The sequence below is a fragment of the Nocardia sp. NPDC024068 genome, assembly GCF_040638875.1.
Lineage (GTDB): Bacteria > Actinomycetota > Actinomycetes > Mycobacteriales > Mycobacteriaceae > Nocardia.
In genome coordinates this window covers 113,280-125,084 of sequence record NZ_JBEZYU010000013.1, presented here as the reverse complement: position 1 = coordinate 125,084, position 11,805 = coordinate 113,280, and the positions used below count along the sequence as shown (strand labels likewise).

The 11,805-nt window shown below is 69.1% G+C and carries 10 protein-coding genes; 1 reads left to right on the top strand and 9 read right to left on the bottom strand.

Going from position 1 to position 11,805, the window contains the following annotated elements; genetic code table 11:
- Window positions 1-94: 94 nt before the first annotated feature.
- The 9 genes from AB0F41_RS14335 to AB0F41_RS14295 all read right to left on the bottom strand — a co-directional run bounded on the left by AB0F41_RS14335 (window position 95) and on the right by AB0F41_RS14295 (window position 10,512).
- Window positions 95-1,153: an NUDIX hydrolase gene (locus AB0F41_RS14335; RefSeq protein ID WP_357423695.1), complete on the bottom strand. Its 1,059-nt coding sequence runs from the start codon at window positions 1,151-1,153 to the stop codon at window positions 95-97.
- A complete protein-coding gene (locus AB0F41_RS14330) occupies window positions 1,153-2,277 on the bottom strand; it encodes a glycosyltransferase family 4 protein (protein ID WP_357423685.1) in 1,125 nt (374 codons plus the stop codon). The genes AB0F41_RS14335 and AB0F41_RS14330 overlap by 1 nt, the downstream gene beginning before the upstream one ends.
- On the bottom strand, window positions 2,274-3,242 hold the full coding sequence (locus tag AB0F41_RS14325) for a phosphatidylinositol mannoside acyltransferase (RefSeq protein ID WP_357423683.1): 969 nt from the start codon (window positions 3,240-3,242) through the stop codon (window positions 2,274-2,276). Before AB0F41_RS14325 ends, AB0F41_RS14330 begins: the two co-directional genes overlap by 4 nt.
- On the bottom strand, window positions 3,239-3,904 hold the full coding sequence (gene pgsA, locus AB0F41_RS14320; RefSeq protein WP_357423681.1) for a phosphatidylinositol phosphate synthase: 666 nt from the start codon (window positions 3,902-3,904) through the stop codon (window positions 3,239-3,241). The genes AB0F41_RS14325 and pgsA overlap by 4 nt, the downstream gene beginning before the upstream one ends.
- Complete coding sequence (locus AB0F41_RS14315) at window positions 3,905-4,507, bottom strand: HIT domain-containing protein (RefSeq protein WP_357423679.1); 603 nt, start codon at window positions 4,505-4,507, stop codon at window positions 3,905-3,907. It lies immediately after the preceding gene.
- Between the two features lie 37 nt (window positions 4,508-4,544).
- Window positions 4,545-6,617 (bottom strand): threonine--tRNA ligase, encoded by a 2,073-nt coding sequence (gene thrS / locus AB0F41_RS14310; RefSeq protein WP_357423677.1) that lies wholly within the window; start codon window positions 6,615-6,617, stop codon window positions 4,545-4,547.
- Between the two features lie 252 nt (window positions 6,618-6,869).
- Window positions 6,870-7,655: a (2Fe-2S)-binding protein gene (locus AB0F41_RS14305; protein ID WP_357423675.1), complete on the bottom strand. Its 786-nt coding sequence runs from the start codon at window positions 7,653-7,655 to the stop codon at window positions 6,870-6,872.
- A complete protein-coding gene (locus AB0F41_RS14300) occupies window positions 7,652-8,128 on the bottom strand; it encodes a TIGR02611 family protein (protein ID WP_357423673.1) in 477 nt (158 codons plus the stop codon). The genes AB0F41_RS14305 and AB0F41_RS14300 overlap by 4 nt, the downstream gene beginning before the upstream one ends.
- Window positions 8,129-8,214: 86 nt before the next feature.
- Window positions 8,215-10,512, bottom strand: a complete 2,298-nt coding sequence (locus AB0F41_RS14295) for a bifunctional SulP family inorganic anion transporter/carbonic anhydrase (protein WP_357423671.1) — start codon at window positions 10,510-10,512, stop codon at window positions 8,215-8,217.
- A 731-nt stretch (window positions 10,513-11,243) separates the two neighbouring features.
- On the opposite strand from AB0F41_RS14295, the gene AB0F41_RS14290 reads away from it, so the two are divergent.
- A complete protein-coding gene (locus tag AB0F41_RS14290) occupies window positions 11,244-11,801 on the top strand; it encodes a hypothetical protein (protein ID WP_357423669.1) in 558 nt (185 codons plus the stop codon).
- The last annotated feature ends 4 nt before the right edge of the window (window positions 11,802-11,805 follow it).

Genomic DNA, 11,805 nt, shown 5'->3' with positions numbered 1-11,805 from the left:
CGAGACAATGCGCCGCAGGCGCGAGTATCGCGGGCTGACAGGCGACGCTCGAGGGGGCCGAACCCCCGCGCGCGCCAGCGCGCCAAAAACACAGCTATCTGATCGACCTGACTTCGGGGTCGGTGGTGCTGTCGGCGGCGCGGGCGGCTTCCGGGAGGAGTTCGTCCAGGTGGTAGGGGTAGACCGTTTCTCCGGCGGCGTCGAGGGAGCGGATCTCTGCGGGGTCGCACCAGCGGTTTCCGGTGATCGAGCGCTGCTCCACATAGGTCAGGTCGGCGGCCTGGGGATCGAAGTTCTGCACCCGGAGGGCGAAGAACAGTTCTTCCGAGCGGATGAGGTCGCCGTTGAACGGGAACACCGCCACACGGCGCCACAGCGGGCCGCGGAGGGCGGCCGGATCGGCGGTGTAGCCGGTTTCCTCGTGTAGTTCGCGGACGGCGGCCGCGCGCAGGGTCTCGCCCGGTTCCACGCCGCCGCCGACGGTGAACCAGAAGGTGACCTCGGGGATCATCGGGTCGCGGCCGCGCATGAGCAGGATTCGATCTTCTTCGTCCAGCAGGGCCACCCGCGCCGACACCCGGACGGTGTCGACCTCGAGTCCGGTCGCGGCGGCCGGGGTGGCGCGTTCGGCGATCTCGAAATAGGTAGGCATCGGCGCGGTACCGCCCAGGCGCAGCCAGCGCACCGGACGGCGGGTGCGCAGCGCCAGGGTGTCGCGGACCGCGTCGTTGTGGAAACGCCGCGCGATCAGTACCCGGGCCTCGGCGTCGGCGAGTTCGGCGACCTGCTGTGGGGGCAGCCGGGCGATATCGACCGCGGACAGGGCGGTGGCCAGCTGGTTCTCCACGGTCTCGCGCTCCTCTCGCTCCGCGCGCTCGGCGCGGCCGGCGAGCACGGTGAGGCGCCGGGCCAACTCGGCGGGATGCCGGTCCGCGGCGGGGTCGTTGGCGGCGGGGCCGGCCAGTGAGACGGCCACGGCGCGGGCCACCACGGCCCGCCGCGCCAGCGCGGCCTCGAGGGCATGCCAGGCGAGGTCGGTGCGGACGTGCAGCCGGTCGAGGCGGTTGGCGGTGGAGTAGGCCAGGACACCGGACGCCACGACCACCGCGGCGATCAGCGCGAGAACGAGAACGGTGGTCGCGGAGAAGGTGATCATCCGGCCACCCGCACCCGCACATCGCCGACCACCACGGTTTCGTAGACCCGCAGGATCTGTTCGGCCACCACCGGCCAGTCGTAGGAGCCGACCACCCGGGTCGCGGTCCGTACCAGGTCGGCGCGGCGGGCGTCGTCGGTGAGCAGGGTGTCGAGGGCCGCGGCCAGGGCCGCCGAGTCGCCGACGGGGACCAGCAGACCGGCGGTCCCGTCGCGCAGGACCCGCCGGAACGCGTCCAGTTCACCGGCCACCACGGCGGTACCCGCCGCCATGGCCTCGATGAGAATGATCCCGAAACTCTCGCCGCCCAGATTCGGGGCCACGTACACGTCCGCGCTGCGCATGGCCGAGGCCTTCTCCGCATCGGAGACCTGACCGAGAAACCGCAGGTGCCCGGCCAGGCGGCCCGCTTCGCGGCGTAGCCGCTCCTCGTCACCGCGGCCCACGATCAGCACCTCGACGTCGGGGTGGCGGGCGACCAGCGCCGGCAGGGCCGCCAGCAGGACCTGCATCCCCTTCCGGGGTTCGTCGTAGCGGCCCAGGAACAACACCGTGCCGCCCGCCCGCGGATAGCCGTCCAGCAGCGGCGCCCGGCGGAACGCCTGCACATCGACGCCGTTGGGGATTTCCACCGCGTCCGAGCCGAGCGCCTCGACCTGCCAGCGCCGCGCCAGTTCCGAGACCGCGATCCGCCCGCTGATCTTCTCGTGATAGGGCCGCAGCACCCCCTGGAATGTCGCGAGGATCAGCGATTTCGTGGTGGAGGTGTGGAAGGTGGCCACGATCGGGCCCTCGGCGATCTTCAGCGCCAGCATCGACAGACTGGGTGCGTTGGGCTCGTGGATATGCAGGACGTCGAACTCGTTGTCCTCGATCCAGCGGCGGATACGGGTGTAGGCGGTCGGCCCGAACGACAACCGGGCCACCGACCCGTTGTAGGGGATGGCGACCGCGCGTCCCGCCGACACCACGAAATCGGGCAGCTCCGTGGTCTCCGAGGCCGGTGCCAGCACGCTCACCTTGTGGCCACGCTCCAGGAAGACCTGCGCCAGTTCCACCACGTGTGCCTGGACGCCCCCGGGTACGTCGAAACTGTACGGACACACCATCCCGATTTTCATCGCGCGTGCTCTCCACCCGCGTCGAGCCACTGCGACTCCCGGCGGGCCTGCTCGGCGGCGATCCGGTCCAGCCGGGCCTCGGACAGGTCGGTCTCCCACAGCGGCTGCAACATATGCCAGTCGGCGGGATGGGCGGCGATACCCGCGGCGAAACAATCGGCCAGATCCTGGGTCGCGGCCGCGACTCCGGACGAGACGTCGAGCGGTTCCCCGGCCTGTACGGCCCAGCTCTCCCGGCCGGCCTCGGCGGTGAACCAGACATGCACCGGCATCAGCGCGGCGCCGGTCTCGACGGCCAGTTTCGCCGCGCCCGCCGGCATCCAGGTGCGCTCCCCGAAAAAGGTCACCGGAACCCCGCGACCGGTGAGGTCGCGTTCACCCAGCAGGCAGACGATCTTGTTCTCCCGCAACCGCTGCGCCAGCGCGGCGAAGGGTGGCTGCTCGCCTCCGGTCAGCGGGAACACCTCGAAGCCCAGGCTCTCGCGATAGGCCACGAAACGCTCGAACAGCGATTCCGGCTGCAGCCGTTCGGCGACGGTCGTGAAGGTGCCGTAGTTCTGTACCAGCCACGTCCCGGCCATATCCCAGTTGCCCGAATGCGGCAGTACGAACACGATCCCGCGGCCGCGGGCCAGCGCGGCATCGACGTGCTCGAGGCCGTCGACCCTGATACGACCGGATTTCACGAGTCCGGCGTGATCCATCGTCGGCAGCCGGAACGCCTCCCGCCAATACCGCGCGTAGGACCGCATACTCGCCCGCACCAGCTCGGCGGGCACCTCGTCGGCGGTCGTGCCGAGCACGCGGGCCAGGTTGCGCCGCAACTGGATCGGGCCACCCTTACGGGCGGCGAAATCGCCACCGAAGTCGAACAGCGCCCGCGCCGCGGGCTCCGGCAGGGCGCGCACCAGCCGCCAGCCCGCCGCGTATCCGCGATCGGTGAGTCCGGACCGCCACTTGCTCACGACTGCTCCGTATCCGCGCGCGGGCTACCCAGGATCTCCCGGGCGCCCGGTGAATTGCGCACCGCCAGTACCCGCTGCCCCACCGTCACGATGCTCAGGACCGCCAGGATCCACATGGCCACATGTACCGCCCAGGTGAGCCATTCGATACCCCAGTGTCCACCGATACCGGTGAGCCCGGCACCGACCAGCACGATCACCAGCCGGTCCGGGCGTTCGATCAGCCCGCCGTCCGCGGAGAGCCCGCTGGCCTCGGCGCGCGCCTTGGCATACGAGATCACCTGCGAGGTCACCAGCACCACGAGGGTCGCGACGAACAGCGGTTTGCTCTGCTCGTGATACACCGCCCACCAGGCGAGACCACCGAAGATGGCGCCGTCGGCCACCCGGTCACAGGTGGCGTCGAGCACCGCGCCGTAGCGGGTGCCACCACCGCGGGCCCGGGCCATGGCGCCGTCGAGCATATCGAACATGACGAACAGCCAGATCAGCATCGTCCCCCAGAACAGGTGCCCGGTGGGGAACAGCGTGACCGCGGCCGCGATCGAGGCGGCGGTGCCGGTCAGGGTGACCGCGTCCGGGGTCAATCCGGTGCCGACCAGGGCCTTCCCCAGGGGGGCGGTGGCCTTGGCGAAGGCCGCCCGGCCGAAGATGCTCAGCACCTACGCCTCCTCCCAGGCCGAGGCGAGTAATGCCCGAGTCTCACGCAGCAACTGCGGCATCACCTTGGCGCCGCCGATCACGGTGATGAAGTTCGCGTCCCCGCCCCAGCGCGGCACGATGTGCTGGTGCAGATGATCGGCCAGCGATCCACCCGCGACCCCGCCGAGGTTGAGCCCCACATTGAATCCGTGTGGGCGCGACACCTTCTTCATCGTGCGGATCGCGCGCTGCGTGAACTCCATCAGTTCGCGGGCTTCGGCGGCGGTGAGATCCTCGAGGTTCGCGACCCGGCGGTACGGCACGACCATCATGTGACCCGGGTTGTACGGGTACAGGTTCAATACCGCGTACACCAGCTCACCGCGGGCGACCACCAGACCGTCCTCGTCGGACATCGTGGGGATATCGGTGAACGGATGGCCGGTCGCGCCCTTGGGCGGGGCGGTGGCGGCTTCGGCGATATAAGACATCCGGTAGGGCGTCCACAGCCGCTGCAACCGATCCGGTTCGCCCGCACCGCGATCGACGATATCGCCGTGCCCGGCGGCCGCGCCGGTCTCGGCCGATCCGGTCAGCCCGTCCGGCGCCGTGCGCTCACTCATGCTCCATATCCCTTTCCCGCCCGGGCCCGACCCGGTATCACTCGGGCGCACCGCCGACGCCGTCCACCAGGGGCCGGACCGTCTCGGCGGTCGGTGAGGTGTTGTCGCGTCGCCGGACCCAGTCCGCGACCACGCGCACCGCGTCGTCCACTGCCACCCCGTTGACCTGCGTCCCGTCCCGGAACCGGAAGCTCACCGCGCCCGCTTCCACATCCCGGGCCCCGGCCAGCAGCATGAACGGCACCTTCTGGGCGGTGTGGTTGAAGATCTTCTTCTGCATCCGGTCGTCGCCCCGGTCCACATCGGCGCGGACTCCGGCCGCGCGCAACCGGCCCACCACCCCGTCGAGATGTTCGACGAAGGTGTCCGCCACCGGAATCCCCACCACCTGCACCGGCGCCAGCCAGGCCGGGAATGCCCCGGCGTAGTGCTCGGTGAGCACGCCGAAGAAACGCTCGATCGAACCGAACAACGCACGGTGGATCATCACCGGGCGTTTCTTGGTGCCGTCGGAGGCGGTGTACTCGAGTTCGAACAGATCCGGTTCGAAGAAGTCGAGCTGAATGGTCGACATCTGCCAGTTGCGGCCCAGCGCATCCCTTGTCTGCACCGAGATCTTGGGACCGTAGAAGGCGGCGCCACCCGGATCCGGCACCAGTTCCAGGCCGGACGCCTCCCCCACCTGGCGCAGAGTCGCGGTCGCCTGGTCCCACAATTCGTCGGAGCCGACGTACTTGTCCGGATCCTTGGTGGACAGCTCCAGGTAGAAGTCGTCCAGACCGTAGGCCTTCAGCAGGTCGAGCACGAACCGCAGGGTCGTGGTGAGTTCCTCGACGACCTGCTCCTGGGTGCAGTAGAGATGCGCGTCGTCCTGGGTGAAACCGCGGGCGCGGGTCAGCCCGTGCACCACACCGGATTTCTCGTAGCGGTACACCGACCCGAATTCGAACAGCCGCAGCGGCAGCTCCCGGTACGACCGGCCGCGGGAGCGGTAGATCAGATTGTGCATCGGGCAGTTCATCGGTTTGAGGTAGTAGTCCTGCCCCGGTTTCCGCACGGCGCCGTCCTCGTCGAGTTCGGCGTCCAGATGCATGGGCGGATACATACCGTCGGCGTACCACTCGAGGTGCTTGGAGGTCTCGAACAGATGCGCCTTGGTGATATGCGGGGTGTTGACGAACTCGTAGCCCGCCTCCACATGCTGCTGCCGCGAGTAGTCCTCCATCTCCTTGCGGATGATGCCGCCCTTGGGATGGAAGACCGGCAGCCCCGACCCCAGTTCGTCGGGGAAGGAGAACAGATCCAGTTCCAGGCCGAGTTTGCGGTGGTCGCGCTTCTCCGCCTCGGCCAGCATGTGCAGGTACTCGTCCTGCGCCTCGGCCGATTCCCAGGCGGTGCCGTAGATCCGCTGCAGGCCCTCGCGGTTCTGGTCACCGCGCCAGTACGCCGCCGAACTGCGGGTCAGGGTGAAGGCCGGGATGAACTTGGTGGTCGGGATATGGGGACCGCGGCACAGGTCGCCCCACACCCGCTCGCCGGTACGCGGGTCGAGATTGTCGTAGATGGTCAGCTCGTTACCGCCGACCTCCATGATCTCCGGATCGTCGATCCCGGATTTGTCGCCGATCAGTTCGAGCTTGAACGGCTCCTTCGCCAGTTCGATCCGCGCCTGGTCCACCTCGACCACCCGGCGGGAGAACCGCTGCGCGCCCTTGACGATCTTCTTCATCCGGGATTCCAGTTTGACCAGATCCTCGGGGGTGAAGGGCCGATCGACCCGGAAGTCGTAGTAGAAGCCGTCCTTGATGGGCGGGCCGATACCGAGCACCGCCTCGGGGAACTCCTGCTGCACCGCCTGGGCCAGCACATGCGCGGCCGAATGCCGGATCACGCTGCGGCCGTCCTCGGTGTTCGCGGCGACCGGGGTGACCTCGGTATCGACCTCGGGGATCCAGGACAGATCCTTGAGGGTGCCCGCGGCGTCACGGACCACGACGACGGTATCGGGACCCTTGGTCGGCAGGCCCGCCTCCCGTACCGCGGCGCCCGCCGTAGTCCCGGCAGGCACCCGGACGGGGGTGGCTGGACTGCGGGGGGCTGTGGTGGTCACGGTGGCGCTCTCCTCGGTTCTGCGCGGCCGGATGTGTTCCGGCCCGCTCGGGCTTCGGATGGCCGCCCCCGGCATTCCGGCTCGATCCGGTCGGGCGACGGCGCGATTCCGTCTGTCGGTAACCGGGCACGGCCCGGCCGCGACCATGCTATCGGCACGGCCGGGTACACGTGTCGATGGACCGGGCGAGGTCATCCGCGCTGCCCGCACGTCCGCCCGGCCGGGCGGGGCCGCGCCGGGGCGGCCGGCGGGTCACCCCCGGCGCGCGTAATCGGCGAGCAACGCTTCCCGCTCCTCGGGCCGGCGTTTGGGGCAGCTCACGCATTTCTCGCAACCGGGCGCCTCGTAGACCAGGCAGCACGACGCCCGCCGGACGAAGGTCCGCCCGGCCACATCGACGAACCGGGGTTCGGGCAGTTCCGTGCCGAGCGCGTCGGCCAGCCGCCGCCCGACCCCCGGTTCCCCGGCGTCGACCGCCCAGCTGGCGATCACATCGGTGACCACCGCCCACAGCGCGGGTTCGCGTACCCCGGAGACGGCGGCGAGCCGCTCGATCACTGCGCCCAGGGTCGCCCGCAGCGCCACCGCGACCTCCGCGGTAGCGGCGGTCCCGGCGGTCTCATCCGTGCGTTCCCTCCCGTCCGCGGCGACGGGTGCTGCTTCATCCGCACCGGCCCGGTCCCGGCTGCCCGCGCCGACCGGCTCGGCACCGGCGGCGCCCTCCGGATCCGCCCCGGCCGTGACACCCGCCGTCACTTCGGCCGGGCGGGCCGGATGTACCGCGGTACGCAGGAAAACCCGTTCGACCGACCCGTCGGCGCGTAGTGTCAGCTCCAGCCGGTCCAGTGTGGGCTCCGGGATCGGCCGCTGCCGCGCCAGCGCCCCGACCACCTGTTCGACCAGTGCCGAGGCCGTCATACACCACCACAGCGTGGCGCCCACCCGCATCGAATCGGTCCGCCAGGAGGCATTGAGATCCGCGATCCGCGCGGCCAGCCACGCGTCGTCGACGAGCATCCGCCCCCGCACGGGGTTCACGACATCAGGGGACTGCGCAACCACTGCCATTCGACTCCGATCCAGTCGCCGACCAATCCGAACGTTCCGAGCACCCACAGCGTGGCCACGACCACCGCGCAGGTCGCCAGGAATGCCAGGACCTGCATCAGGGGCCCGCGCGAGATGTACCAGGCCATCCCGCGGCGATATTTGTCCCGCAGCCACACCAGCGCGCGTCTGGCCACCGCGAATTCGGTGGCGAGAATGCCGATACCGGCGAACACCAGGGCCCAGCCGGGGCCGGGGAACGGAATGGTGACCACACCCACCACCAGCACCGCGGTGCCGACCACCGCCACCCCGACGCGGTAGACGAGTTCGAAGGTAGGACGCCGGGCGATCCGGTCCCGGTAGGCGCGCCATATCGGCGGCCCGGACGACGACTCGGCGTCGTCTACCGCCGGATCGGCGGGCCCGGGTTCGTCATCGACGGTGTCGGAACGGTTCTCCACGGAATCCAGCCTACGAGGCGGATCCGACCCGGCCGAACGGTCCGGCGCCCGCCCCGGCGGGCCGGAGCGGGCGGCGGATCGGCGGATCATCCGGCGGCGGACGCCGTTTCCCGGTGCAGTTGCGCCATCAGGGGCTCGTTCTCCTCGATGGGCGCGATCCCGTCGACGCGGACCTCCAGGACCCGCGCGCTGGCGATATCGAAGAACAGCCCGGAGACGGTGAGCCCGCGCTCCTCGACGGCCCGCGCGACGGCCGGGTGCCGCCGCAGGTTCTCCAGCTGGACGGCGATGTTCACCATGCTCAGCTGCTCCACCGGCCCGTAACCGGCCGCCTCGGCGGCCCGGCCGACACTGTGCCCGGCCCGGTACCGTTCCAGGCTCGGCCGGCCGTACTCGAGCCACCGGTCGATCCCGGGCCCGGCGGGTTCACCCGAATGCAGCGCGCCCATGGCCCCGCAGGAGGAGTGCCCGCAGACCACCACCGAGCGGACGGCGAGCCGGTCCACCGCGAACACCAGCGCGGCCTCGACCGACGCGTCGCCGTGTTCGGGCACCAGATTGCCCACATTGCGGACGGTGAACAGATCACCCGGACCGCTGTTGGTGATGACATTCGGCACGATTCGCGAATCCGAGCAGGTCAGGAAGAACGAATCGGGATCCTGTTTGTGCCGCAGTTCGTCCAGATGCGGGCGCATCACATGGGCGCTACTGCGGTGGTAGGCGGCGATACCGCTGACCAGCGGGTCCGCGCCGGTATCGGACCCGTTCGGCGACCCGTTGCGCCCGACCCGCCACGGTCCGAGTACATCGTCGAGCACCACTCGGCCCAGGCTGCGCGCGGGCGGCGCCTCCTCGGCCTTCGCCATCCGGGCGGTGCCGATCTCCACGAAGTCGACGGTGCCGCCGTTGCTCTCGTGCTGGCGGGCCCAGTCGGTGATGGCGTCGTAGGCGGCGTGGTCGAGGAAATCGACCGTCATCTCGACGGTGACCGGCACACCCGCCGGCACCGCGGCGAAGGTGGTGGACAGTTTCGGCAGCGAGAGGAAGGTGCAGGAACCGTCGATGCGGACCAGCCAGCGGTCGGTGCCGCCCAGCTGTTCGGCGCTGACCGCGACCCGCACGACCCGCCAGATCAGCAGGGCGAAGGCCAGCGCCAGGCCGATGAGCACGCCCTCGAGCAGGTTCAGGAACACCACCGCCGCGAGGGTGACGGCGTAGACGAGCAGATCGCCGGTGCGATGCGCCAGCCGGATATGGGCGAGCTTCACCAGCTGCACGCCGATGACGATCAGCAGACCGGCGAGCGCGGCCAGCGGGATCTGCTCCACCAGCGATACCAGCGCGACCGAGAACACCAGCAGCCACACGCCGTGCAGGACGGCCGAGGCCCGACTGCGCGCGCCGGCGGCGACATTGGTGGAACTGCGCACGATGACACCGGTGACCGGCAGGCCGCCGAGCAGACCCGACACCACGTTCGCCGAGCCCTGACCGATCATCTCGCGATCGAAATCGGCGCGCGGCCCGGTATGCATCTTGTCGATCGCCACAGCCGACAACAGACTTTCCACACTGGCGATCAGTGCGAAGGTCAGGATCATGAGGGCGACGCCGGCCCAGTCGCTGCGCGGAAGTTCGGGCAGGCCGATGGCGTCGAACAGGGAGCCGTCGAGGGTCACCCGTTTCACATCGAAGGAGAAGACCAGCGAGACGGTGGTGGCCAGCACGATCGCGGCCAGCGCCCCCGGCACCACCTTGATCCGCTCGGGCAGGTACTTCCAGCCCAGCATGATGGCGATGACCAGCAGGCCCAGCACGGCGGCCGGTCCGTGCAGCGAGACGATCTGGGCGGGCAGTTCGGTGATGTTGTTCCATGCGGTGCTGTTGGACTCGCCGCCGAGCAGCACGTGCAACTGCTGCAGCGCGATGGTGATGCCGATACCGGCGAGCATCGCGTGCACGACCACCGGCGCGACCGCGAGCGCTGCCCGCGCGATCCTGCTCAAACCGAACAGAATCTGCAGCACGCCCGCCGCGACAACGATGAAACAGGTTACCCGCCAGCCGAATTGGTGGATGGATTCGGCGACGATCACGGTGAGGCCGGCGGCCGGTCCGCTGACCTGGAGGGCAGACCCGCCGAGTGCACCGGCGACGATACCGCCGATGACGGCGGCGATGAGACCGGCGGCCACGGGCGCACCGGAGGCGATCGCGATACCGAGGGACAGCGGTAGTGCGACGAGGAAGACCACGATCGATGCCGGTACATCGTGGCGCAGGATCGAGGTCAGACGTGTTCGGGATCCGGACCCGGCCGGGTGTGCAGCGGGGTCCGAACCAGGTGGTGACACAGGGGCATTCGGACTCTTGGTTGCCATCGTTCTCCTTCGCCGACTCGGCTGGGCCGAGGTCGGTTGACGATCAATATGTCCAGTCGGGCACAGACCGCGAACCGGCATCTCGCGGTGAAGTAGTTCCTCGGCACGGCAACGGGCCGAGGATTAAACCTTCGCCATGCTATTGGTAAAGATTAAGCAAAGGCTGAGAGAGCACCTCCACTGATGGTGATAGCTGGTCCGGAACTGCGCCGTCCGGTCGGATAGAGCTCGAACACCGCTGGAAAACGCTGCAGAGCAAGAGATTCGAGTCGACGATCAACATATGAACGGATGGCCGGAACCCGGTGGCCATCCGTGTCCCGACTGTTCGGAACGCTGTTCGTCAACTCCTCTTATAGTAAAGAACTACCCAAACTTGGCAACAGGTGTTCTGAGACGAAAACGACAATCGCTACATAACCGCAACGTGTCACTGCCCGATAACGCATCCGGCCACAGCTGCCCGCCGAGCGCGGACCGCGCCGTTCCCACTGGTCCGGACCTTCCCGCGCAGCGGTGACCGATCATCCGATAGATAAGGCACTGACCAGCGGATTCGATAACCCGAGCCGGTGAACTGTGGCCCATGTCATCGGATATCCCGAGCCCCCGCGATGGGACGGCGACCACGGCAGCGGGTCACGTCCGGGCTACCTCACAGGCGTTCCCGGCGCTCGGACATCGCCTCGGCAACCGCCCCGGAATCGTCGCGCGCCGGTATCCTTCCGGGTGTGTCGGAACGGGGAATCGAGTTGCGGCCGGACGCGGACGATCCCAAACGCGTGAAGCTGACGGCCGGTCTGCCGGAAGGGATTTCCCGCGCCGAGATCAGCTACCGCGGTAACGGCGGGCTGCGCGGGACGCGGGAGGTGCGTCGTTCGGTCGCGGAGTTCGCTCAGTTGCGAACCTCTTCCGGCGGCTACGACGACTACCTGCGCGCGGCCGAACAGCTGACGCTGCGGCAGGCCCAGCAGTACATCGACCGGGCGCTCCAGCGAATCGAGCAGCAGGACAACGAAATCCGCCGCCGGCGCGCGGCGGTCGATCTCACCTGTCCCTGGTGCGCCCGGGAGCGCACCTACCTCGGCGTCCACGGCTTCATGACCGGTGTGGCCGGCATTCTCACCGAACGTCCCGCCGAATGGGGTCAGGAACTTCTCCACCAGCACGCCTACCGTTGTGACGGTTGCGGTTCGATGCAGTACTTCGCCGACGGCTTCCTCGCCCATCCGCTACCCGGCCGCTCCGGCATGGCGGATGAACCCGCCGACCTGCATCCCGACGCGTAGCACC